The sequence below is a fragment of the Micromonospora matsumotoense genome, assembly GCF_900091525.1.
Lineage (GTDB): Bacteria > Actinomycetota > Actinomycetes > Mycobacteriales > Micromonosporaceae > Micromonospora > Micromonospora matsumotoensis.
The window spans coordinates 627,530-649,974 of sequence record NZ_FMCU01000002.1; the positions used below are offsets into that span (position 1 = coordinate 627,530).

Annotated in this window: 25 protein-coding genes and 1 riboswitch; of the genes, 4 read left to right on the forward strand and 21 right to left on the reverse strand. The window is 71.5% G+C overall.

All coding sequences use genetic code 11. The features are described from left to right. Nucleotides 1-2: 2 nt before the first annotated feature. Nucleotides 3-782 (reverse strand): endonuclease/exonuclease/phosphatase family protein, encoded by a 780-nt coding sequence (locus GA0070216_RS06430; RefSeq protein WP_091240378.1) that lies wholly within the window; start codon nt 780-782, stop codon nt 3-5. A 174-nt stretch (nt 783-956) separates the two neighbouring features. Here GA0070216_RS06430 and GA0070216_RS06435 point away from each other — a divergent pair, with 174 nt between their 5' ends. After that, nucleotides 957-1,730: a sulfite exporter TauE/SafE family protein gene (locus tag GA0070216_RS06435; protein ID WP_176738855.1), complete on the forward strand. Its 774-nt coding sequence runs from the start codon at nt 957-959 to the stop codon at nt 1,728-1,730. 55 nt (nt 1,731-1,785) lie between these two features. Here the strand turns inward: GA0070216_RS06435 and GA0070216_RS06440 are convergent, their stop codons facing one another. Beyond that, nucleotides 1,786-2,400, reverse strand: coding sequence for a malonic semialdehyde reductase (locus GA0070216_RS06440; RefSeq protein ID WP_091240381.1), 615 nt, complete (start codon nt 2,398-2,400; stop codon nt 1,786-1,788). A gap of 97 nt (nt 2,401-2,497) precedes the next feature. On the opposite strand from GA0070216_RS06440, the gene GA0070216_RS06445 reads away from it, so the two are divergent. Both GA0070216_RS06445 and GA0070216_RS06450 read left to right on the forward strand, forming a co-directional pair. Next, the gene (locus tag GA0070216_RS06445) at nt 2,498-2,845 is read left to right on the forward strand and encodes a winged helix-turn-helix transcriptional regulator (RefSeq protein ID WP_091240383.1); all 348 of its coding nucleotides are present in this window, start codon (nt 2,498-2,500) and stop codon (nt 2,843-2,845) included. Nucleotides 2,846-2,848: 3 nt separating this feature from the next. Continuing rightward, a complete protein-coding gene (locus GA0070216_RS06450) occupies nt 2,849-3,625 on the forward strand; it encodes a GNAT family N-acetyltransferase (protein ID WP_091240386.1) in 777 nt (258 codons plus the stop codon). Between the two features lie 6 nt (nt 3,626-3,631). On the opposite strand, the gene def is transcribed toward GA0070216_RS06450, so the two are convergent. From def to GA0070216_RS06465, 3 genes are read right to left on the reverse strand one after another with little or no spacing between them, the layout of a single operon-like run. Further along, entirely contained in the window at nt 3,632-4,141 is a 510-nt protein-coding gene (def, locus tag GA0070216_RS06455) for a peptide deformylase (RefSeq protein WP_091240389.1), read from the reverse strand. A gap of 34 nt (nt 4,142-4,175) precedes the next feature. Continuing rightward, complete coding sequence (locus GA0070216_RS06460; RefSeq protein WP_091240391.1) at nt 4,176-4,937, reverse strand: TetR/AcrR family transcriptional regulator; 762 nt, start codon at nt 4,935-4,937, stop codon at nt 4,176-4,178. Nucleotides 4,938-4,962: 25 nt separating this feature from the next. Next, complete coding sequence (locus GA0070216_RS06465; RefSeq protein WP_091240394.1) at nt 4,963-6,153, reverse strand: chorismate-binding protein; 1,191 nt, start codon at nt 6,151-6,153, stop codon at nt 4,963-4,965. Between the two features lie 123 nt (nt 6,154-6,276). Here GA0070216_RS06465 and GA0070216_RS06470 point away from each other — a divergent pair, with 123 nt between their 5' ends. Continuing rightward, entirely contained in the window at nt 6,277-6,477 is a 201-nt protein-coding gene (locus tag GA0070216_RS06470; RefSeq protein WP_067311530.1) for a DUF5999 family protein, read from the forward strand. Nucleotides 6,478-6,595: 118 nt separating this feature from the next. Here the strand turns inward: GA0070216_RS06470 and gcvP are convergent, their stop codons facing one another. From gcvP to GA0070216_RS06550, 16 genes are all read right to left on the reverse strand, one after another. Then, nucleotides 6,596-9,418: an aminomethyl-transferring glycine dehydrogenase gene (gcvP, locus tag GA0070216_RS06475; RefSeq protein WP_091240397.1), complete on the reverse strand. Its 2,823-nt coding sequence runs from the start codon at nt 9,416-9,418 to the stop codon at nt 6,596-6,598. A 72-nt stretch (nt 9,419-9,490) separates the two neighbouring features. Beyond that, nucleotides 9,491-9,587, reverse strand: a riboswitch (glycine riboswitch). A 77-nt stretch (nt 9,588-9,664) separates the two neighbouring features. Continuing rightward, entirely contained in the window at nt 9,665-10,564 is a 900-nt protein-coding gene (locus tag GA0070216_RS06480; protein ID WP_091240400.1) for an NAD-dependent protein deacetylase, read from the reverse strand. A 61-nt stretch (nt 10,565-10,625) separates the two neighbouring features. Further along, nucleotides 10,626-11,261, reverse strand: coding sequence for a hypothetical protein (locus tag GA0070216_RS06485; protein WP_091240404.1), 636 nt, complete (start codon nt 11,259-11,261; stop codon nt 10,626-10,628). Then, the gene (locus GA0070216_RS06490; RefSeq protein ID WP_091240408.1) at nt 11,258-12,487 is read right to left on the reverse strand and encodes a globin domain-containing protein; all 1,230 of its coding nucleotides are present in this window, start codon (nt 12,485-12,487) and stop codon (nt 11,258-11,260) included. Before GA0070216_RS06490 ends, GA0070216_RS06485 begins: the two co-directional genes overlap by 4 nt. Nucleotides 12,488-12,489: 2 nt before the next feature. Then, complete coding sequence (locus GA0070216_RS06495; protein ID WP_425413132.1) at nt 12,490-13,743, reverse strand: nitric oxide synthase oxygenase; 1,254 nt, start codon at nt 13,741-13,743, stop codon at nt 12,490-12,492. Nucleotides 13,744-14,092: 349 nt separating this feature from the next. Next, complete coding sequence (locus GA0070216_RS06500) at nt 14,093-14,701, reverse strand: MerR family transcriptional regulator (protein WP_091240411.1); 609 nt, start codon at nt 14,699-14,701, stop codon at nt 14,093-14,095. A gap of 177 nt (nt 14,702-14,878) precedes the next feature. Further along, entirely contained in the window at nt 14,879-15,343 is a 465-nt protein-coding gene (locus tag GA0070216_RS06505) for a bifunctional nuclease family protein (RefSeq protein WP_091241020.1), read from the reverse strand. Between the two features lie 179 nt (nt 15,344-15,522). Further along, the gene (gene ftsR, locus GA0070216_RS06510; RefSeq protein WP_176738857.1) at nt 15,523-16,218 is read right to left on the reverse strand and encodes a transcriptional regulator FtsR; all 696 of its coding nucleotides are present in this window, start codon (nt 16,216-16,218) and stop codon (nt 15,523-15,525) included. A gap of 50 nt (nt 16,219-16,268) precedes the next feature. Continuing rightward, nucleotides 16,269-16,721, reverse strand: a complete 453-nt coding sequence (odhI, locus tag GA0070216_RS06515) for an oxoglutarate dehydrogenase inhibitor Odhl (protein WP_091240417.1) — start codon at nt 16,719-16,721, stop codon at nt 16,269-16,271. Between the two features lie 221 nt (nt 16,722-16,942). After that, entirely contained in the window at nt 16,943-17,323 is a 381-nt protein-coding gene (gene gcvH, locus GA0070216_RS06520; RefSeq protein ID WP_091241022.1) for a glycine cleavage system protein GcvH, read from the reverse strand. A 54-nt stretch (nt 17,324-17,377) separates the two neighbouring features. Beyond that, a complete protein-coding gene (locus tag GA0070216_RS06525; protein WP_091240420.1) occupies nt 17,378-18,331 on the reverse strand; it encodes a DUF881 domain-containing protein in 954 nt (317 codons plus the stop codon). Nucleotides 18,332-18,340: 9 nt separating this feature from the next. Continuing rightward, complete coding sequence (locus GA0070216_RS06530; protein WP_067311500.1) at nt 18,341-18,673, reverse strand: small basic family protein; 333 nt, start codon at nt 18,671-18,673, stop codon at nt 18,341-18,343. After that, entirely contained in the window at nt 18,670-19,620 is a 951-nt protein-coding gene (locus GA0070216_RS06535; RefSeq protein ID WP_091240423.1) for a DUF881 domain-containing protein, read from the reverse strand. Before GA0070216_RS06535 ends, GA0070216_RS06530 begins: the two co-directional genes overlap by 4 nt. After that, nucleotides 19,617-20,261, reverse strand: a complete 645-nt coding sequence (gene clsA, locus GA0070216_RS06540; protein ID WP_091240426.1) for a cardiolipin synthase ClsA — start codon at nt 20,259-20,261, stop codon at nt 19,617-19,619. Before clsA ends, GA0070216_RS06535 begins: the two co-directional genes overlap by 4 nt. 274 nt (nt 20,262-20,535) lie before the next feature. Further along, nucleotides 20,536-21,006 (reverse strand): MarR family winged helix-turn-helix transcriptional regulator, encoded by a 471-nt coding sequence (locus GA0070216_RS06545; RefSeq protein WP_091240429.1) that lies wholly within the window; start codon nt 21,004-21,006, stop codon nt 20,536-20,538. A gap of 47 nt (nt 21,007-21,053) precedes the next feature. Beyond that, a complete protein-coding gene (locus GA0070216_RS06550) occupies nt 21,054-22,229 on the reverse strand; it encodes a PP2C family protein-serine/threonine phosphatase (protein WP_091240432.1) in 1,176 nt (391 codons plus the stop codon). Nucleotides 22,230-22,445: the final 216 nt, after the last annotated feature.

Sequence of the window (22,445 nt, forward strand, 5' to 3'; positions counted from 1 at the left end):
GGTCAGCCGAGGTCGACGATGAGGGGCCGGTGGTCGGAGATCGTCGAGCGGGGGGTGTCGACGGCGGTGACGGGGGGCAGCCGGTGCAGGCCGTGGGGGTCGGCGAGGATGTGGTCGAGTTGCACCCGGGGTGCGGTGGCGGGGTAGGTGGGTCGGCGGGCCAGGGGTCGCCAGCCGGTGAGCAGGCGGGCGGGGCCGGCGGGGAGGTTGAGGTCGCCGAGCAGGATGCGGGGGGCGGGTAGCGCGCGCAGGGCGCGGACGACGCGGCGGAGTTGGTGGGCGTTCCAGCCGGGGACGAAGGACAGGTGGGTGGCGGCGACGGTGAGGGGGCCGTGGGGGGTGTCGAGGACGGCGGCGAGGACGACGCGGGGTTCGTCGCGGAGCAGGAGTAGTCCGCCGCCGGGGCCGGGTGCGTAGATGGGCGATCGTACGGGTGCGGGTGGCAGGCGGGTGATCTGCCAGGTGCGGACGGGGTGGCGGCTGATCAGGCCGATGCCGTAGCAGGGTTCGCCGTGGCCGTCGTCGTCGTGGCGTAGGGGGCGGAACTGGACGCCGGGGGTGCCGACGACGGCGGCGGCGAAGCGGTGTTCGGGTGCGTCGAGGGCCTGGGCGGCGAGGGTGGTGAGGTCGTGGTGGCCGCTGCGGGACTGGTCGCGGTCGACTTCCTGGAGGGCGAGGACATCGGCGTCGAGGGCGCGGACGGCGGCGGTGAGCCGGTCGGGGTCGACGAGCCCGTCGGTCAGGGAGCGGCCGTGCAGCAGGTTGAAAGTCGCCAGGCGCACCTGTGCACCCTACGTCCGTGGCACAGTTACCGGATGATCAAGTTGTTGTGTTGTTCGGTGTTGGTGTTCGTGGCGTTGGGTGCGGTGGGGGTGTGGGTGCGGCGGCGGCGGGGTCGGTGAGGTGGGCCACTCGGGTGGGCGGGTGGCCGGGTTGCGTGGGGAGAATGGCCGGCCGTGGATGCTGCCTCGTTGATCACGCTGCTCGCTGCGGCTGCCCTGGCTGGTTGGGTGGATGCGGTGGTGGGCGGTGGTGGGTTGTTGTTGTTGCCGGCGTTGTTGGTGGCGGCGCCGGGGGTGCCGGTGGCGACGGCGTTGGGGACGAACAAGTTGGCGGCGATCGCGGGCACCTCGACGGCGGCGGTGACGTTTGCGCGGCGGACGCAGGTGGACTGGGCGGTGGCGGGTCCGGCGGCGGTGTTGGCGGTGGGGTGCGCGGGGGTGGGGGCGGCGTTGGCGGGGTCGGTGCCGGCGGGGGCGTACCGGCCGGTGGTGTTGGTGGTGTTGCTGGCGGTGGCGTTGTTCGTGGTGCTGCGGCCGCGGTTGGGGACGGTGGCGGTGCCGGCGCGGCGGACCCGGGTGCGGGTGGTGGCGGCGGTGGGGGTGGCCGGGGTGGGTATCGCCCTGTACGACGGGTTGATCGGGCCGGGTACGGGGACGTTCCTGGTGGTGGCGTTCACCGCGTTGGTGGGGGCGGATTTTCTGCACGGTTCGGCGATGGCGAAGGTGGTCAACGCGGGGACGAATCTGGGGGCGTTGGTGGTGTTCGCGGCGACCGGGCATGTGTGGTGGTGGTTGGGGTTGGCGATGGCGGTGTGCAACGTGGTGGGGGCGGCGGTGGGGGCGCGGATGGCGTTGCGGCGGGGTGCGGGGTTCGTGCGGGTGGTGTTGCTGGTGGTGGTGGTGGCGTTGGTGGCGAAGTTGGGGTACGACCAGTGGCTGGCCGGCTGAGCGCGTGGTGGCGCTCGGCCGGCCAGCCACTGGTCGGTGCGGGGGTGTCGGTGGTTCAGGCGTGCCGGACGACGGTGTCGTAGTCGAGGCGGGGCAGGCGGGGGTGCCAGGCGTCGGGGCCGGGGTGGCCGATGTTGACCAGGAGCAGGGACTTCCAGCCGGTGTCGGTGAGGAATTCGGTGTCGACTCCGGTGGCGTCGAATCCGCCCATCGGGCCGGCGGCGAGGCCGGCGGCGCGGATGGCGAGCAGGAAGTAGCCGACCTGGAGGCCGGCGTTGAACCTGGCCATGGCGTCGCGGGTGGTGGGGTCGGCGGCGAAGTGTTCGCGCATGCCGGGGCGGATCGGGAAGACGGTGTCGAGGTGTTCGTGGAAGTTGGTGTCGGCGGCGAGGACGGCGACGACGGGTGCGGTGGCGGTCTTGGCGCGGTTGCCTTCGGCGACGTGGGTGAGGAGGCGGTCGCGGCCTTCGCCGGGGCGGACGAACAGGACCCGCAGCGGTTGGACGTTCATGGCGGTGGGTGGGTACTTGGCGAGGTCGAAGATGGCGCGGAGCTGGTCGTCGCCGACGGGGGCGTCGGTGAAGGTGTTGGCGGTGCGCGCCTCGGTGAACAGTTGGGCCTGGGCCTGGGGGTCGAGGGTGATCAGGTGGTCGGGCAGCACGTCGGTCATGGTGTCCTCCGGTCGGATCGACAGTTGCTGCGGCTACAGTAGCAGCTAGCTTTTTCGTAGCGGCTAGGGTGAGTTGCAGACCACGTATGCTGGGACGATGACGACGTGCTCCCCGATCGACGATGGGCCCCGCGCCTGTCCCGGGGGGCTGTCCCGGGCGTTCGCATTCCTGGGAAAACGGTGGAACGGCATGATTCTGGGCACCCTCGCCCAGGGGCCGGCGGGCTTCGCCGAGTTGGCCCGGGCACTGCCGGGGATCAGCGAGTCGGTGCTGTCGGACCGGCTGGGTGAGCTGGCCCGGGTCGACCTGGTCAGCCGCCGGGTGCGGGAGGGTCCCCCACTGGGGGTCAGCTACCAGCTGACCGAGCGTGGCGCCGCCCTGCTGCCGGCATTGGACGCGCTGGCCCGGTGGGCCGACGAGAACCTTCCCGCCCGGGGTTGCTGACCGGTGCCGGTCCGCGCCGAACACGACCGTGCCGTGCTGGCCGGGCTGCTGCGTCGCGATCCGGTGCTGCACGCCTACCAACTGGGTGATCTGGACGACTTCTTCTGGCCGTACACGTCGTGGTTCCGGCGCGACGAGCAGGTGGCGTTGCTCTACCACGGCGCGGCGGAGCCGGTGCTGCTGGTGTTCGCCGCCGACCGGGACCGGTCGACGGCGGCCGCGCTGCTCGACGAGCTGGCCCCGGTGCTGCCCGCCCGGCTGTACGCGCACCTGTCCCCCGGGCTGGAACGGGCCCTCACCGACCGGTACGTCGTCAGCCCCGCCGGGGAGCACCTGCGGATGGCGTTGACCGACCCCGGTCGGCTGGCCGGGGTGACCGCCTCGGGTGAGGTGCTCGACGGTGCGGACCTGCCGGCGTTACGGGCCCTGTACGCCGCCGCGTACCCGGGTAACTGGTTCGACCCGCGGATGCTCGACACCGGCCACTACGTGGGCGTACGCGAGCACGGTGACCTCGTCGCGGTGGCCGGGGTGCACGTGTGGTCACCGACCTACCGGGTGGCCGCGTTGGGCAACGTGACGACCCATCCGCGGGCGCGGGGCCGGGGACTGGCGGGGGCGGCCGTCGCCGCGTTGTGCGCCCGACTGCGCGACAGCGTCGATCATGTGACGTTGAACGTGCGGGCCGACAACACCGCGGCGGTGCGCCTCTACGAGCGGCTCGGTTTCACCCGGGTGGCCCGGTTCGGTGAGCACACGTTGACCACCGGGCCCCGCTGAGCCCCGTCAGCGGGGGCGGCGGGGCGAGTCGAACCGGCCGGCGCGGATCTCCCGCAGCGCCTTGCGGCGGATGTCGCCGCGCAGGGTGTCGACGTAGAGCCGGCCCGCGAGGTGGTCGGTTTCGTGCTGCAACGCGCGGGCGAGGAACCCGCTGCCGGAGATGGTCAACGGCTCGCCGTGCCGGTCGACGCCGTGCACGGTGGCGTGCATGGCCCGGCGGGTCGGGAAGTACAGCCCGGGGATGGACAGGCAGCCCTCGTCGTCGTCCTGGACCTCGTCGGACAACTCGATGGTGGGATTGATCAGGTGGCCCCGGTGGCCGTCGGCGTCGTAGACGAACACCTGGGCGTCGACGCCGATCTGCGGGGCGGCGACGCCGGCCCGGCCGGGCGCACCGAGCAGGGTGTCCATCAGGTCGTCGACGAGGCGTTGCAGGGTGGCGTCGAAGTCGGTCACCGGGGTGCAGGCGGTGCGCAGGACGGGGTCACCGATGATCCGGATCGGGCGTACGGTCATGCCCGGAAGGCTATCGGGGGGTTACCGGCGGCGTTCACCCGGCGCACCGGTCGGCCACCAGGGTGGCGATGCCGTCGAGGACCCGGGCCAGCCCGAAGTCGAAGGCGCGGGTGGGGTCGGTGGCGGCCTGGTACTCCTGGCCGGCGGTGGCGCCGACCCGGGCGGCGGTGGGGAACCGGGCCGGGTCCATCACCTTCTCCAGGTAGGGGGCGTGGGCCTGCCACCACTGTTCGTCGGTGAGTCCGGTGCGGGCGGTGGCCTGGGCGGCTTCCACCGCGCCGCGTACCGCGCCGTGGACGTAGGAGTCGACGAGGGTGATCACGGCGTCCATCTCCAGGTCGGTCAGGCCGATGCCCTCGATGGCGCGCAGTTCGTAGTCGTAGCGGGCGGTGACGTGGGGGCCCAGGGGTGGGCGGGTGGTGGCCACCTGCAACAGCCACCGGTGGCGCAGGTACAACGCCCAGTTGTCGCGGGCGATGCGTTCCAGCCGCCCCCGCCACCCGCCGGGGACGTCCGCCGGTCGGGGGGTTTCGCCGTGCACGGTGTCGAGCATGAGGTCGAGCAGTTCACCCTTGCCGGGCACGTGGGTGTAGAGGGACATGGTGCCCACGCCGAGGCGTTCGGCGACCCGACGCATGGACAGCGCGGCGAGTCCGTCGGTGTCGGCGACGTCGATGGCGGCCCGGACGATCCGGTCGACGCCGAGGTCGCCGCCGCGGCTGGTGCGCTCGCGGGTGCGCCAGAGCAGGGCGAGGCTGCGGGCGGGGTCGCCGGTGCCGCTGTACTCGACGTGCATGCGGCCACCCTAGCGGCCGGTGTGGTCAGCCGGCGGTGAGCAGGGCGCGCACCGGGGCGGCCTTGGCGGCGGCCTCGGCGACCTCGGCGGCCGGGTCGCTGTCCCAGGTGATGCCGCCGCCGGCCCACAGGTGCAGCCGGTCGCCGTCGGCGGCGGCGGTGCGGATGGTCAGCCCCAGGTCGAGGTGGCCGGGGCCGACCCAGCCGAACCCGCCCATGCCGGCGCCCCGGCCGACGGGTTCGACGGCGGCGATCAACGCCAGCGCGGCGTGTTTCGGTGCGCCGGTGACCGAACCGCCGGGGCAGGTGGCGCGCAGCAGGTCGGCCAGGCCGACCCCGTCGGCGAGCGCCGCGGACACCGTCGACTCGGCCTGCCACAGGTCGCACCAGCGGCGGACGGCGAACAACTCGTCGACGGTCACCGACCCGGTGCGGGCGACCCGGGCCAGGTCGTTGCGTTCCAGGTCGACGATCATGATGTGTTCGGCGCGTTCCTTGGCCGAGGCGAGCAGGTCGTGGCGTCCGGCGGCGGTGGCCGGGCGGGTGCCCTTGATCGGGCGGGTGACGACCCGGCCGGCGTGCACCGCGACGAGGGTTTCCGGTGAGGCGCAGCCGAGGGTCCAGCCCTCGCCGCGCAGGGTGCCGCCGTAGCGGGCGCCGGGCAGCCCGGCGAGGCGGGCCAGGGCGGGCCCGGGGTCGCCGGTGTAGGTGGCGGCGGCGTGGCCGACGACGTTGACCTGGTAGACGTCGCCGCGGCCGATGGCGGCCCGGACGGTCCGCACGGCGTCGGCGTGCTGCCCGGTGGTCCAACTGTCCCGCCACGGGCCGACCCGCAGGTCGCCTGGGTGTGGGCGGCCCGGGGGGAGGCCGGCGCCGTGGTCGTAGACGACCACGGCCACGTCGGGCAGGCCCGGCACCGGGCTGGGCGGGCCGGTGGGTGCGCCGACCATCCGGGCGCCGGCCGCGGCGGAGACGAACAGGGCGGCGCCGCAGGGGCCGTCGGTGCGGTGGGTCGCCGGGCGGGTCAGGTCGTCGACGGGCAGGCCGTGCGCGGTGAGGAATGCGGCGATCTGCGCGGCCGGGTCGCCACCGTCGGTGAGGTGCCAGACGTAGCGGTCGCGTTCGACGAGCACGCTGCGGCAGCGCGCCGGCACTCCCGGTATGTCGACCGACGCCGTTGGGAGCGTTTCCACGCCGGGTGGCCCATTCTTACTCATCCGTTCAGCGGATTTCGGGGCAACATGACCGAAGGCTGCTCGATCCGGTGCGCTGTCCCTTGGTACTGTGCGTCACTGGTCATGTGAACCATGACACAGTGCCCCCACAGTCCGGAGAACCCGATGTGCCAGCACCAGATCACCTGCCCCTCCGCCGAAGCGACCGACCGGGACGCCGCCCGGGTCATCGCGTGCTTCCCTGAGCAGGGCTGGAGCCTGCTCTGCAACGGTGTCATCGTCTTCGAGGACACCGGTGAACTCCTTCCCGACGGCAGCACCATCGCCCCGCACCGCGGGCCGGCCCGGCACGCCCTCGTCGCCTGACCCGATCACGGTCCGTCGGCGTCACCAGACACATCATCGCAGGCTGGCCCCCGGGCAGGGGCCGCCCTCCCCCGGTCGCCGCACCGGGGCGGCACGTCCGCCGCCCCGGCACCGCGCCTCAGCCCTCGAACGCCTCCGGCGCCGGGCACGAACACATCAGGTTCCGGTCGCCGTACGCGCCGTCGACCCGCCGCACCGGCGGCCAGTACTTCCCCGCCCGGTCCACCCCACCCGGGTACGCCCCCACCGACCTCGGATACGGGTGCGGCCACTGGTCCCCCGCCACCATCGCCGCGGTGTGCGGCGCATTCGCCAGCGGATTGTCCCCCGCCGGCCACTGCCCCGAGGCCACCTTGTCGATCTCCACCCGGATCGCGATCATCGCGTCGCAGAACCGGTCCAACTCGGCCAGGTCCTCACTCTCGGTCGGCTCCACCATCAGCGTCCCCGCCACCGGGAACGACATCGTCGGCGCGTGGAACCCGTAGTCGATCAGCCGCTTCGCCACGTCGTCGACACTCACCCCGGTCGCCTTCGACAACGGACGCAGATCCAGGATGCACTCGTGCGCCACCAGGCCCTTGTTGCCGGCGTACAGCACCGGGAAGTGCTCCCGCAGCCGCACCGCCACATAGTTCGCGGCCAGCACCGCCACCCCGGTCGCCCGGGCCAGCCCCGCCGCGCCCATCATCCGCAGGTACGCCCACGGGATCGGCAGGATGCCCGCCGACCCGTACCGGGCCGCCGAGATCGCCGGCGCCCCCTGCACCCGGGCACCCGACGGGTCACCCGGCAGGTACGCCGCCAGGTGCGCCCGCACCGCCACCGGACCCACCCCCGGCCCCCCGCCACCGTGCGGGATGCAGAACGTCTTGTGCAGGTTCAGGTGCGACACGTCCGCCCCGAACCGGCCCGGCTTGGCGAACCCGACCAACGCGTTCAGGTTCGCCCCGTCGACGTACACCTGACCACCGGCGTCGTGGACCTTCGCGCACAACGACGCGATGCCCGTCTCGTACACCCCGTGCGTCGACGGGTACGTCACCATGATCGCCGCGAGGGCGTCCCGATGCTTGTCGATCTTCGCGTCGAGGTCGACCAGGTCGACGTTGCCGTCGGTGTCGCACCCGACCACCACCACCCGCATCCCGGCCATCACCGCCGACGCGGCGTTCGTGCCGTGCGCCGACGACGGGATCAGACACACGTCCCGGTGGGTGTCCCCCCGGTCCCGGTGGTAGGCGCGGATCGCCAGCAACCCCGCCAACTCCCCCTGCGACCCCGCGTTGGGTTGCACACTGACCGCGTCGTACCCGGTGACCTCCGCCAACCAGCCCTCCAACTGGCCGATCAGCTCCCGGTACCCGGCGGTCTGCGCGTCCGGGGCGAACGGGTGCAGATGGGCGAACTCCGGCCAGGTCACCGGCTCCATCTCGGTGGTCGCGTTGAGTTTCATCGTGCACGACCCCAACGGGATCATGCCCCGGTCCAGGGCGTAGTCGAAGTCCGCCAACCGGCGCAGGTACCGCAGCATCGCCGTCTCCGAGTGGTGACTGCGGAACACCGGATGGGTCAGGAAGTCCCCGTCCCGCGTCAACGCCGCCGGCAGGGCCCTCTCGACGTCCCCGTCGACCGGGTCGACCCCGAACGCCGCCCACACCGCCGCCAGGTGCGCCACCGTCGTCGTCTCGTCGCAGGACACCCCCACCCGGTCGGCGTCGACCAGCCGCAGGTTCACCCCCCGTGCCTGCGCCGCCGCGACCACCCGCGCCGCCCCACCCGGCACCACCGCCGTCACGGTGTCGAAGAACGCGACGTCGTCGACCCGCACCCCACCGGCGCGCAGCCCGGCCGCGAGCCGCACCGCCATCTCATGGGTACGCCAGGCGATCCGCCGCAACCCGTCCGGCCCGTGGTACACCGCGTACATGCCGGCCATCACCGCCAACAGCACCTGCGCGGTGCAGATGTTGCTGGTCGCCTTCTCCCGCCGGATGTGCTGCTCCCGCGTCTGCAACGCCAACCGGTACGCCGGGTTCCCGGCGGCGTCCCGGGACACCCCGACCAGCCGGCCCGGCAGCATCCGCTCCAACCCCGCCCGCACCGCCAGATAACCGGCGTGCGGCCCACCGAAGCCCATCGGCACCCCGAACCGCTGGGTGGTACCCGCCGCGATGTCCACCCCGATCCGCCCCGGCGCCCGCAGCACCGTCAACGCCAGCAGGTCCGCCGCCACCGTCACCAACGCCCCCACCGCGTGCGCCGCCGCCACCAACGGCGCATGGTCGCGCACCGCACCCGACGCCCCCGGGTACTGCAGGTGCAGACCGAAGAACTCCGCCGGCAACTCCTCGACCGCCAGGTCCACCACCCGCACCTCGATACCGAGCGGCTCGGCCCGACCGGCGAGCACCGCGACGGTCTGCGGCAACGCGTCCGCGTCGACCACGTACACCGTGCTGCGGCTCTTCGACGCCCGACGGGCCAGGGTCATCGCCTCCGCCGCCGCCGTCGCCTCGTCGAGCATCGACGCGTTCGCCGTCGCCAACCCGGTCAGGTCGGTCACCATCGTCTGGAAGTTCAGCAGCGCCTCCAACCGGCCCTGGCTGATCTCCGGCTGGTACGGGGTGTACGCCGTGTACCAGGCCGGGTTCTCCAGCACGTTGCGGCGGATCACCGCCGGGGTGTGGGTGCCGTGATAGCCCAGACCGATCATCGACACCGCGACCGTGTTACGGGCCGCCAACGCGCGCAGCTCGGCGATCGCCTCCCGCTCGGTGGCCGGCGCCGGCAGGTCCAGGGTCCCGTGCCACCGGATCACCTCGGGAATCGCCGCGTCCATCAGCTCATCGATCGAGCCGTGACCGACGGCCTCCAACATGCGGCGTTCGTCATCCGGGCCGGGGCCGATGTGCCGGTCGGCGAACTGCTCTACGGTCATGCGTGCGCTCCAGGAGGCGAGGTCGACGGATCGGCCTCCCCCTGAGTCACGCCGCACGGCGCTCCACAGTGCCTGCCCGTCGCGGTCCTTCTGCCTGAGAGGTTCCGGGGAGAATCTGCCCCTTCGGCGCCGCCCGATACTGCTGGGCGATCTCTCCCGCGCGGGTGGTGTCGGCATGGTCAACGCTACCAGCGCCACGGTTACCGGCGGATGTCGTACCCCCGGGTCGACCCCACCGGCCGGAGATCAACCGGCCACGGGCGTGACCACCGCCACCGGGGCGGACCCGTCGACCCCGTCGCCCGGGGCGCGGGTCACACCCGGGGCCACCCGGTCGACCAACCGGGGCAGCAGCCGCCCCAACGGGGCGTCCACCCGCAGCGCCGCATACCCGTCACCCCGGGTGACACCCTGATTGGCGATCACCACCGGAATACCCAACTTCGCCGCCCGCAGCACGAACCGCCGCCCCGACAACACCGTCAACGACGACCCCAGCACCAGCAACGACCGCGCCCGACCGACCATCGCGAAACACCGCGACACCCGGTCCGCGGGCACCGTCTCCCCGAAGAACACCACGTCCGGTTTCAGCATCCCCGCACCACAGCACGTGCAGTCGACCATCCGGAACCCGGCCACCCGCTTGTCGTCGAGTTCCACGTCACCGTCCGGATTCACCACCGCGACCGTCGCGTCGAACCGCGGGTTCGCCGCCACCAACCGCCGATCCAGCTCCTCCCGCGACGACCGGTCACCACAACGCAGGCACACCACCGTGTCGAGACGACCGTGCAACTCCACCACCTGCCCGCTACCCGCCGCCGTGTGCAGACCATCGACGTTCTGGGTGATCACCCCGTCGACCAGGCCGGCGGCCTGCAACCGGGCCACCGCCCGGTGCCCGTCGTTCGGCGCGGCCCGCGCGATCATCCGCCACCCCAGGTGACTACGCGCCCAGTACCGTTGCCGGGCCGCCGCCTCCCGGGTGAACACCTGATAGGTCATGGGCGTGTGTCGGCGGGCCGCACCGGTCGGCCCCCGGTAGTCGGGAATGCCCGACTCGGTGGACAACCCCGCCCCACTCAACACCACGACCCCACCGGCGGCGACCAGGCCCGCCAGCACGTCGATCGTCTCCGTCACCCGTCCATGCTGCCTCAGCCACCCCGCCCGCGGCGACCGGGACGACCCCCACCGGGCCGGTTCAGCCGCCCAGCACCGCCCGCAACTGGGCGCTCGCCCCACCGGCCGCCACCGCGTCCGCCCGCAGCTGCTCCGACTGCGCCGACAGATACGACTGCCACCGGTTCAGCTGCTGCTGCGCCGCCGCGACCGCCGCCAACGCCGCCGCGTGCCGCTCCTCCAACGCCTGCAACTTCCCCGCCAACTCCGGCGACGGCCCCCCACCGGCCAACGGCCCCGACCCCACGTCACCGGCCCGCCGGTGCGCGTCGGCCAGGATCTCGTCGGCCTGCCGCCGCGCATCGGCGATGATCTCCGCGCCCTCCGCGCTGGCCTCACCGATCGTCCGGTTCGCCTCGTCCTGCGCCCGCATCGCCAACTCGACAGTCATCGGGTCCGGACCCTGCGGCGCGTTGCTCGGCAACGTCCCGTGCCGCAGCATCTCCACCTGACTCAGCAGCCCCTGGTTCTCCCGCCGCTGCCGCTCCAACTCCGCCGTCAACAACCCGATCCGGTCATCCGCCGACCGGACCAACGCCGCGACCTCGTCGGCGGACAACCAGTGGCTGCCCCGGAACCGCCGCTCCTCCAGCACGGACAACTGGCGGGCGATCTCACCCTGCTCCGCGCCGAGCCGGTCGGAGTGGTCCACGCTCATCGGGCACCTGTCCCACTGAAGTCGCGCGGAGCACCGGCACCGGCCTCGGCGAGCGGCGGATAGAGGGAATGATCATAGCTTTCCGTCAGGATCTGCTCCGGACCCACACCCGAGCGCGCCAGGATCGCCACCGTCTCCCGGGTCATCTCCGGGCTCCCACACACCAGGATCTCGGTATCCGCCCACGGCCCCAACCGCACCGCCGTGTCACCGGCCCGACCGATCGCCCCCTGCCAACCCCAACCCGTCTCCACCGTCGGCACATACCGCAACCAACCCGTCCCACCGTGCGGCCAACCCGCCGCCGGCGACAACGACGCCAACCGCGACACCGCCGGCTCGTCATACAGGTCGTCCGGGGTACGCCCACCCACCACCAGCGTCGTGCGCCGCCCCGCACCCTGCTGCACCGCCTCCACCACCGCCCGCAACGGCGCCAACCCCGTCCCCCCCGCGATCAACAACAACGGCAACTGCGGCGACCGGTCGTACGACGACAACGCCGCCCCCGTCGGATGCCCCAACAACAACCGGTCACCGGCCCGCAACCTGCGCACCAGATGGGTGGAGAACCGGCCCGCCGCCCGGACATGGAACTCGATCGTCCCGTCCGCCCGCGGCGCGTTCGCCGGCGACAGATACCGCCACGTCCGCAACTGCGGCACCTGCACCGGCAACGACTGACCCGGCCGGTAGGTGCACAGATAATTCGGACGCACCGTGAACACCACGATGTCGGCGCGACGCCGCTCCGCCGTCAACACCTCCGCCTCCCAGTGCGGCGGCGACGTCCGCTCCGCCTCCGCGGCACCGTCGAGCATCAACTTCGCCACCAACTCGTACGCCGCAGCCCACTGCGCCCGCAACGCCGGCGTGAAGTACGGGCCGAGGAACCGCTCCAACGTCGCCAGCAACGCCTGACCCACCCAGATGTAGTGCCGCTCCCCCAACACCACCGGATTGCCCCGCTGATCCTGACCGTGGAACCGTCGATGGTCGGCGCCCAACCGCTGCGCGAACGCCGTCAACGCCCCCGGATCGTCCAAACTGGTGATGATGTGACCCAACGCCGCCAGGAGCTTGTCCTCCTGATACTGCATGTTCGTCGGGAACATCGACCGGGCCTCCGGCGCCACCACGAACAACGTGGCATAGAAATACTTCGCCGCCTCCGGGCCGGCAGCGGAGAACTGGCTCCAACTCTGGCGCAACGCCGCGTTGTCCATCCTCAGTCCTCCTGCGCGCGAGCCACGTCATGACGCTCACGCAACGTCATCTCCACCACACCATCCGGGTCGTAGGCGCGGTCAGTCTGCCAGAGATTCGGATTCGGGACCCGGGTGTCGTAGTAGCGGTGATGCACCGCATGCAACGCCGCCCACCCCACACTCCCGTTGAGCCACGACCAGTCACCGTGCACCGGCCGACCCGCCCGCTCCTCCTGCGCACAGAACTTCATGAACAACTCCGACTCGGTGTGCGGATCGGACACCCGCACCCCCGCCTCCCGGAACGAGTGCAACACCGCCTGGTTCAACACCAACGCCGCATGCTCCCGCCACAGAGTGTCCTCCCGCGACGTGTCCAACCCCAACCCCGCCGCCACCACCGGCAACTGGTCGTACCGCTCCCGGTCACCCATGTTCCGGGTCCCGATCTCGTCACCCAGGTAGTGACCGTTGAACGGCGCGCAACTGTAGTCGACCCCGCCGATACGCAGACGCATGTTACTGATCACCGGCAGCGCATGCCAACGCAGCATCAGATCCGCGAACCACGGGTGATCCGGATGACTCAACGCCACCTCCCGCACCAACTCCCGCGGCACCTGCCACACCGACGGCGACTCGTGCGCCGTCTCGATCACCCACGGCAACAGGTCGAACCGACCCGGCACCGGCGGCGGCCGCCACCCCAACCGACGGGCCGCCCGCACCATCCCCACCTGCGCCGGATCACCCACCACCCCACCGTCGTCGCGCAGATGACCGCAGTAACGGACCAACTGGTCGTTCCAGATCCGCGCCCGCGGACCCACCCCCGGCCGGTCCGGTGCGAAAACCGTGATCACCGACTGGATGCGACCCCCGTTGTCCCCCGCCGCCAGATGCGCCGACAACTCCCCGGCGATACCCGCCGCCGTCATCACGTGCCGGCGGTCACGCACCCGCAACCCCGCCCACCGGACCCGCCCCACACACCGCGCCGACTGCCGCCACGCCACCCGCGCCCCGTAGACCAACTCCTCCCGGGTGTGCCGGTACGAGCCGGTCAACGCGATCTCCTCGCGCACCTCCGCCAGCCGCACCGCCAACCCCGGCAACTGCCGCTCGGCGTGCAACGACTCCAGGAACTCCGTCGCCTCCGCCACCACGTCCCCACCGGAGTGGACCGGCTCACCCGGCGGTGGCACCGCGGTGACCGGGCAACGCGACCCGGCGTCATGATCGGCGACAGCACCGCCGGCCCGCGCGGAACCCACGCCGACATAGTGATCAATGTGCACTGTGGTTCGTTTCCCGTCCTCGGCGGGACCACGGATGCGACCCCCGCACCATGCTCCACGCATCAGCCCGACGTCACCACCAACCGTCACTCACCGTGAGCGGTTGATGTCTCTGGTGATCGCCCTGGACAGGATTCCCGGCCGAACCGCGGCTGTCAACAAACCCCACTCCACCCGGGAATGTCCACCCTGGACCCCACACCGCTCGTACCCATCCACCGGACCGCCCAGGTCACGAGCCAGATCGATACGACAACCATCACCACCCACACACGAAAGCGCCGCGACCGGAACCCCGGCCGCGGCGCTGTGCACCACCACGAAACTAACCCGCCCGCCGCCGCGCCCGCCGCGCCGCCAACTCGTCACCCACCACCTCCGACGAACCCTGCGCGACACCCCCCGCCGCCGGCACCGGCTCCCCGCCACCGGCCACCGCCGGCTCCGCCGGCAGATGCGACAACGAACCCTGAATCTCCTTGAACGCCCCACCGATCGCGATACCGAACACCCCCTGGCCACCCTGCAACAGGTCGACCACCTCCTCCGCAGACCGGCACTCGTACACCGTCGTGCCATCCGAGATGAGCGTGATCCCCGCCAGGTCCTCCACCCCACGCGACCGCAACGCCTCGATCGCCTTACGGATGTTCTGCAGGGACACCCCGGCATCCAACAACCGCTTCACGACCTTCAACACCACCAGGTCCCGGAACGAGTACAACCGCGACGTACCCGAACCCGACGCGTCCCGCACACTCGGCACCACCAGCGTCGTCCGCGCCCAGTAGTCCAACTGGCGGTAACTGATCCCCACCGCCGAACAGGCCGTCACACCCCGGTACCCGACCGCGCCGTCACCATCCAACGACGACGACACCGCCCCCGACGCGCCCCGCTCCACACCTGGCTCAGGCTCCCGCGGCTCGTGCATCCCGACAACCTCCCCGTCAGTGCGGCACCACGTCGACTACGCCGACGCGCACCCCTCGACACGGCAACCCTAACGCCGCACCCAGGGGTTACCACGGAGAAACCGCCGCGACACGCCGCGCGACGACACACCACACCCACCGGCGCCGCCATCCGCGACACCACGACGACCCGGCGCTCAGCCGGCGAAATCCTCCGGACGCACCTGCTCCAGGAACTCCCGGAACTTCTCCACCTCGTCCTCCTGCTCGTCGGGAATCACGATCCCCGCCTCACTGAGGACCTGCTCCGCACAACGAATAGGCGCACCCACCCGCAACGCCAACGCGATCGAATCACTCGGCCGGGCCGACACCCGCACCCCGTCACCCAGCAACAGATCGGCGTAGAAGACGTTCTCCTTCAACTCGGTGATCTCCACCGCCCGCAACGGCGCCTTCAACGCCGCCAGCACGTCCCGCAACAGATCATGCGTCAACGGCCGGGCCGGTTTGACCCCCTGCTGCTCATAAGCGATAGCCGTGGCCTCGACCGCACCGATCCAGATCGGCAGATAGCGGTCGCCCTCGACCTCCCTGAGCAGGACGATCGGCTGGTTACTGGGCAGCTCCACCCGAACCCCGACCACGCTCAGCTCGCGCACCGCCGCCTCCGTGTCGTTGTCACCTACGCCCGCCCGCACCTGTCCCTGCACGGTACACGGACCTCGTCACGGCCGTCCCATCCGCATCAGCACCCGCACCGCGCCGGAAAAGGGGTTACCCCGGCAAGCCTACGGCACGCTTCCCGGGGCAGAACCTTCCGCACACACCACCGAACCACTCACCGACCCAACGTCGACCGCAACCCCACCCGCACCAACGCCGCATGCAACTGCTGCGACAACGCCACCAACTCGCGCGCCGTCTCCGCCGCCCGCGCCCGCGCCGCCGGATCCGACTGCCGCGCCAACGGCGCCACCAACTGCGCGAACAAACCCACCTCACGATCCGCCGACGACCGGTAACCCCGCAGATGCCGAGGCTCCAACCCGTACGCCGCCAACCCCGCCACCGCCCGCGCGATGATCAACGCATCCGCGTCATACCACCCCGGCGAATCCGGCACCAACACACCCAGCCGCTCCAGCTCACCCAACGTCGACTCGGCGATCCCACTGCGCGCCACCAGATCGGCCCGCCCGAGCCGCACCTGCGACTCAGGCTCCTCCACCGACCGGCCCGGCACCTCACCACCAGGACCCACCGCCACCAACGTCGGCCGCTGACGGCCCGGCGTCTCGTCACCGCCATCCCACTGCGCCAACTGCTCACGGATCACCCGCAACGGCAGATACTGATCCCGCTGCGCGGTCAGCACGAACCGCAACCGGGCCACATCGTCCCAGCTGTACTTCCGGTAACCCGCCGCCGTGCGCTGCGGCTCCACCAGGCCCTCGGCCTCCAGGAACCGCAACTTCGAAATCGTGACGTCCGGAAACTCCACCCGCAGCTGACCCAGCACCTCACCGATACTCATCAGTGGATGCGACCGGGCCGCCCCGGACGGCATGGAGGCCGCAGGCTCGTTCACCCCCGGCCGGCCTCCTCCTCCGGGCGAGGACCGGCAATGAACACCACCCGGAACTTACCGATCTGCACCTCGTCACCATTGCTCAACGTGGCCGCCTCGACCCGCTCCCGGTTCACGTAGGTGCCGTTCAGGCTCCCCACGTCCCGCACCGTGAACATCCCCGAGTCCCGATGGAACTCCGCATGCCGCCGCGACACCGTCACATCGTCCAGGAAGATGTCACTGTCCGGATGCCGGCCACTCGTCGTCACATCATGGTCCAACAGGAACCGGGCACCCGCATTCGGGCCCCGACGAACCACCAGCAGCGCCATACCCGGCGGCAACGAGCCGGACATCCGACTCGGCACCACATCGGGATCCGGACCCTCCAGCACTTCGTCCAACGAACCGAGATTGAGCGTCGAAGTGACGTCGAGCGGGGGGAACTCGTCGCCTGGGCGCGTCATGGGACCACCTCACGGATCAGTTCGGTCAGCATCAGGATAACGGCGGGTATGGCCACCGGGCAGATCACACACCCGGCGGCTGGCTCCCCGTGCCCCGGAAGGCAATTACCCGACGCTCCACCATTTTGGGGTTCTCGGTCGACTGGGCGAGCCTAGCCAGCGCCGAAATGCAGGGCAACCGGACGCGCGGCAAACACCACCCACGCCCGGCACGACGCCACTCAGCTCTCGGTGAGCTCACGGTACGCGGCGGCGGTCAACAACCCGTCCAGCGCCGCCGGATCGGCCGGCACGATCTCCACCAACCAACCCGCACCGTACGGGTCCGAGTTGATCACCTCAGGAGAGTCGCCCAACGCCTCGTTCCGCGCCGCCACCGTCCCGCTCACCGGCGCGTAGATCTCCGACACACTCTTGGTCGACTCGATCTCACCCAGCGAATCACCGGCCCCCACCACCACACCGGGGTCCGGCAACTGGACGAACACGATGTCACCCAACGCATCCTGCGCGAACTGGGTGATACCGACCCGGACAGTGCCGCCCTCGGCACCCACCACCCACTCGTGCTCGGCGGTGTAACGCAGATCCTCAGGAATCACCAGCGCGTCCCTCATCCATCGGTGCACCGGGACCACCCGGCGCGGCCGCGCCGGTCAGGAGACCGGACGGGCGTGTTCCAGCTTCAACGGCGCGTGCAGCGCCGAAACCTCGGCAACCTCACGATCCTCGACGCTCACGTTACCGCCGTCACCACGAACCGATGCGGCCACCCCGCCCGGAATGTTCAACGCGGTACGCATCGTCTCCGGATCACCGATCACCGTGATCGTGAACGGACCCGTCAACGTCCGCCCGTCCACCACCAACGCATCCCCCGGCCCGTCCAGGAAGTACGTCGAGGCGATGATCCGCGCCGACGCCCGATCCCCACCGGAGATCTGCATCGCCTCCGCGCCGGCACCCCGCAACTCCTGCACCGCGTCCAACACCCGGTCCGCCCGGATCGGCCTACCACCCGGCTCGAACCGCACCGCCAACCCCGGCCCCCGCGCCGGCAACGTACCCGCCAGGATGCCCAACTCGTCGGCCCGCTTCGTCGCCTCCTCCAACGCCGCCTGCCGACCCTGCTCACCCGAACGCAGCTGCCGCTGGCTGTCCTCCAGGCCCTCGATGTCCTGCTGCAACCGCTTCTCCCGGGAATCCAGATCAGAAAAGATCCGCACCAGATCCTCCTGCCGGGTCGCCGCCAACGTCGGATCCGTCGAGGTGGTCTTCAACTGCACCACCAACGTGAACCCCAGCAACGCCAGCAACGCCGCGATCATCACCCCCGCCGACGACACCTTCCGACCCGACGGCCCCGCCGACGGCGGTTCCCCGGACTCCGCCGGCCGCGCCCCCGCCGACGCCACCTCCGCCAGGTTCACCGTCTCCCCGCCGTCGTCACCGGCCTCCACCGCACGACCCTCCGGCGGCTCCACCGGCACCAGCGGACTCAACTCGTCCGGATCCGGCGCGTCCGGCCGCGGATCCGGCTCCACCGCCGGACGAACCGGCTCCGCCGGCTGCGGCCACCCGGTGCCCGTCTCCCGATGCTCGTCGCTCACGTCACCAACCTACGCCCGGAACAGGTGCCGACGGATCGCCGCCACATTCCCGAAGATCCGCACCCCCAGGACGACCACCACGCCCGTGGACAACTGACCACCCACCCCCAACTGGTCACCCAGATACACGATCAACCCGGCCACCAACACGTTCGAGATGAACGACACCACGAACTGCTTGTCGTCGAAGATCCGATCCAACTTCGCCCGCACCCCGCCGAACACGGCATCGAGCGCGGCCACCACAGCGATCGGCAGGTACGGCTGCAACGCCGCCGGCACCGTCGGATCAAGGTAGATCCCCAGCACCACACCGGCGAGCAACGCCAGCACCGCGATCATCGGACACCTCCGGAGGGGCTGGAAGACGAACCCGGACCGGACGACCCGGTACCGGACGGACGAACAGCACCCGAACCCGCCGGTGACGGGTTCGGACTGACCGACGGCTGCGCGTAGCGTAGCCGTGGCTCCGGAGCGGCCGGCAGCGTGAGGTCGTCCGCCCGGCGCACCTCGAACGACAACCCCGTGTCCCGGGCCACCCGACGCATCAGATACGCCGACCGGCTGTCGTCGAACCGGTCCCGCAACGACCTCGGCCCGATCGCCGAAACCTCGTAAGGGCTGGTCACCGGACGGAAGTCCACCAGGATCGCCGCCCCCGCCGACCGGATCGTCGACGTCGCCGTCAACCGCTGACCGTTGATCGCGATCGCCTCCGCGCCCGCAGCCCACAGATCGTTGGCGACCTTCTGCAGATCCGAGTAGATCACCCGGGACGGACCGGCCCCCGAGTCACCGGTCACCGCCCCGTTGTCCTGCACGGGGGCGTCGGCCAACCGCACCACCACGCCGTCACCCCGCACCCGGCCGAGCCCGGTCCCCGCCTCCAGGTTGCGCAACCGGGCCGCCTGCGAACCACTCAACGCCGCGTCCCGCTGCCGACCGACCTCCTCACGCAGCCGCCCGGCCCGCGCCGTCATCTCGTCGGTCTCCGCCTCCCGCTGCTTGATCTGCGCGATCAACGCGGCCCGCGCCTGGCTGCGACTCGGCTCGTCGGCCACCGTCTCCCGGTAGGCCACCGCGAACAGGAAACCCACCGCGACGACCACCACGATCGCCACCGCCCGCGCCGAGACACCCCGCCAACCGGCAGCCGCCGGCGCCTCCCGACGACGGGCCGCCGCGTCGGCATAGCCCGGGTCCAACGGATTCTGGAACAGCTCGGTGAGGAAGTCCGGGGTGAACAACCGGGCCGGCGGCTTCGCGCCGTCCTGCGGCGCGCTCATGCGCGGGCTCCCCCGGGACCCGGCCGTGCCGCGCGGACCAGCCGGGCCGCCTGCATCACGTACATCGCCCCGGCCACCCAGTACAGCACCAGACCCCACCAGGCAGCCCCCCAGCCGATCGCCCCGATGGTCGTGGCCGTCACCGACGTGGTCACCGACGCGACGAGCAGCAGCGGGAAGGCGGCCAGCAGCATGAAGGTGGCGGTCTTGCCGACGTAGTGCACCGGCGGCGGGCCGTAGCCGTACCGGCGCAGCACCGCCAACGAGCCGAGCAGCAGCAGCTCCCGGGCCAGCAGCGCCGCCGTGAACTGCCACGGCACCACCTCGCGGGCGGTGAAGGCGAGCAGTGTGGCGAGGATGTAGAGCCGGTCGGCGAGCGGATCGAGCAGCTCCCCCAGCCTGCTGACCTGCCCGAGCCGGCGCGCGATCCACCCGTCCACCCAGTCGGAGGTGCCGCCGAGGGCGAGCACCACGATCGCCGCGACGTCCGCCTCCACGACCAGGAACAGCCAGAGGAACAGGGGTACGCCGAGCAACCGGACGAAGCTGATCAGGTTCGGCAGCGTCAGGACCCGGTCTGCCGCGGTGGTGCCGCCGCCGGGTTCATCCGGATGCTCTGTCCGAGCCGGCCGACGTGACACCGAACCTCCCTCCGCAGCACGGATCCGGGCACCCGCATGGGCACCACGGTCGCTCGTGCGCTACCGGGCCGGCAGGTGCCGGCGTCTCGGTGATCCCGGCCGGGACCTCCCCCTGATGTGGCCCGGGCCGGTCGAGCCCCGGGCCGGCAGCCACTATATCGGGCTTGCTGCGGGTGGCCGGTGGGACGCGTTCGGCGTCGGTGTCGCGGTGCGTTGTGTGCTGCGTCACCGACGCTAAGGCATCCTAGGATACTAGTGGCGCAGGGATGCCGGCTCAGGCGGTGCGGACGGCGGCATCGGTCTGCGGCGTCGGCGTGCCCGGCGCCGCCGCCTGGCCGAAGGCCAGCAACGCCGACAGCAGCTCGTGCTGGGTTCGGGGCGGCATCCGGTCCAGCACCGCCTGCACCGCCCGGTGCCGGCGTTCCCGCACCTCGGCCAGCAGGGTCACCGCCGCGGCCGTGAGGACCAGTCGCACCTCCCGCCGGTCCCGGGGGTCCGGGGTCCGGCGCAGCAGACCGGTGGCCTCCAACCGGTCGCAGAGGCGGCTGGCCGACGACGGCACCACGTCCAGCAGCTCGGCCAACCGGTTGACGTTCGTCTCCGGCCGCTCCCTGATCAGGGACAGCACCCGCAGCTGGGTCGGCGGGACCGTCACCTGATGACGGGAGGTGGCCGAGTCGAGCACACCGACGAGCGCCTCGGCGGCGGCGTCGATCGCCGCGGCAAGATCCGGAGGTCGATCCACCCGCTGTCCCCTGCGATTGTCCGCTGTCGTGTGTCGCTGACGGCCGATCACCGTTCGCACCGCCCGCCCGGCCCGCACCAGTCCAGGCACACGACGACGGCGTCGTCACGTAGATCAGTGTCGGCATGATATGCGAACAGCTCGCGCATCACCGTACCAACCGCCTCCGTCGCCGGTTGCAGCCGAGTCGACCGCATCGACCTGGCCATGGCCCGCTCACCGTAGGCCTCCTGGCCACCGGGTTGCGCGTCGTACACGCCGTCGCTGACCACGAAGAGCCGATCGCCGGGCAGCACGTCGAACTCCTGCACCGTGTACCGGGTCTCGGCGAACATGCCCAGCGGCAGTTGCTGCTCCAGGGCGATCCGCTCGACGGTGGTCCCCCGCAGCCGCAGCACACGCGGCGAACCGGCGTCCACCGCCCGGGCACGACCGGTGGCGGTGTCCACCGACAGCAGCAACGTCGCCACGTGCCGCTGCCCCCGATGCTGATAGAACAGGGTGTCCGAGGCGAGCTCGGCCTGCTCCACCAGACCACCGCCCGATCGTCGCGCGTTGCGGATGGCGTTGACCGTCAGCGCGGTGAGCATCGCGGCGGACAACCCGGTGCCGGCCCCGTTGAGGGTGGTGAGGGTGAGCCGCCCGGGATCGACCGACCAGTCGAAGTGGTCGCCACCCACCGAGTACGCCGGTTCCAGCTGGCCGGCCAACTGGAACGCCTCGTGGGTGACGCTGCGCCCCGGCAGCAGGTCCCACTGCATCTCGGCGGCCATGCTCAACCGTTCCCGACGCCGCGTCCGCCGGTACCGGTCGGTCTCCCGGTCCGCGGCCCGCAACGTGGTGGCCAGGTCGACGGCCAGTCCGGCGACCAGGTCCACGGTCGGGCGGTCCGGGCTCGCGGTCAGCTCGACCAGGAACACGCCCAGCCGTTCCCCCCAGGCGGTCAACGGCACCCACACCCGGCAGCGCCCACCGTCGTGCGGATCGAGCACCGGCTGCTGGCTGCTGAAACAGCGTTGCGCGGCACCCTGGCCGCTGAGCGAACCGGCGGACAACTCCGGGTCGAGCACCGACCACAGCCCACTGATCCGGTAGTCGGCCAGGAACACGTCCACCCGCACCGCGGCGAAGGCGGACCGGAGGGCCCGGTCGGCGGCCTCCACCACCTGGTCGGGTGGCGCCTCACGTAGCGCACGCGACATCGCTGCGAGCGCATCCGGCATGATCGTCCCCTCCGAGATTCTTGCTACAGGGCAAGCATCATACGGAGCGAGCGACCCCGTCCCGCCCGGGGTCACCCGGTCCCCCGAGCACGCCCCGCCGTCGTACCGGTGCCCACCGGAGCCGCCCACACCCCCGCGCGGCCGGGCACCGGCGGGACGGCCCCACCGGCCACGGTCGCGGTATCGGCCCGCCGCACCCCGGCCGGCCGCGATACT

Bases quoted from the DNA above. Each gene is read 5' to 3' on its own strand.
- GA0070216_RS06485 (WP_091240404.1), bottom strand. From the start codon at position 11,261: ATGAGCGTGGACCACTCCGACCGGCTCGGCGCGGAGCAGGGTGAGATC.
- GA0070216_RS06535 (WP_091240423.1), bottom strand. From the start codon at position 19,620: ATGAGCGCGCCGCAGGACGGCGCGAAGCCGCCGGCCCGGTTGTTCACC.
- odhI (WP_091240417.1), bottom strand. From the start codon at position 16,721: ATGACGCGCCCAGGCGACGAGTTCCCCCCGCTCGACGTCACTTCGACG.
- GA0070216_RS06500 (WP_091240411.1), bottom strand. From the start codon at position 14,701: ATGCACGAGCCGCGGGAGCCTGAGCCAGGTGTGGAGCGGGGCGCGTCG.
- gcvP (WP_091240397.1), bottom strand. From the start codon at position 9,418: ATGACCGTAGAGCAGTTCGCCGACCGGCACATCGGCCCCGGCCCGGAT.
- GA0070216_RS06465 (WP_091240394.1), bottom strand. From the start codon at position 6,153: ATGAGTAAGAATGGGCCACCCGGCGTGGAAACGCTCCCAACGGCGTCG.
- ftsR (WP_176738857.1), bottom strand. From the start codon at position 16,218: ATGAGTATCGGTGAGGTGCTGGGTCAGCTGCGGGTGGAGTTTCCGGAC.
- GA0070216_RS06490 (WP_091240408.1), bottom strand. From the start codon at position 12,487: ATGGACAACGCGGCGTTGCGCCAGAGTTGGAGCCAGTTCTCCGCTGCC.
- GA0070216_RS06550 (WP_091240432.1), bottom strand. From the start codon at position 22,229: ATGCCGGATGCGCTCGCAGCGATGTCGCGTGCGCTACGTGAGGCGCCA.
- GA0070216_RS06530 (WP_067311500.1), bottom strand. From the start codon at position 18,673: ATGATCGCGGTGCTGGCGTTGCTCGCCGGTGTGGTGCTGGGGATCTAC.
- def (WP_091240389.1), bottom strand. From the start codon at position 4,141: ATGACCGTACGCCCGATCCGGATCATCGGTGACCCCGTCCTGCGCACC.
- GA0070216_RS06440 (WP_091240381.1), bottom strand. From the start codon at position 2,400: ATGACCGACGTGCTGCCCGACCACCTGATCACCCTCGACCCCCAGGCC.
- GA0070216_RS06470 (WP_067311530.1), top strand. From the start codon at position 6,277: ATGTGCCAGCACCAGATCACCTGCCCCTCCGCCGAAGCGACCGACCGG.
- GA0070216_RS06445 (WP_091240383.1), top strand. From the start codon at position 2,498: ATGACGACGTGCTCCCCGATCGACGATGGGCCCCGCGCCTGTCCCGGG.
- GA0070216_RS06460 (WP_091240391.1), bottom strand. From the start codon at position 4,937: ATGCACGTCGAGTACAGCGGCACCGGCGACCCCGCCCGCAGCCTCGCC.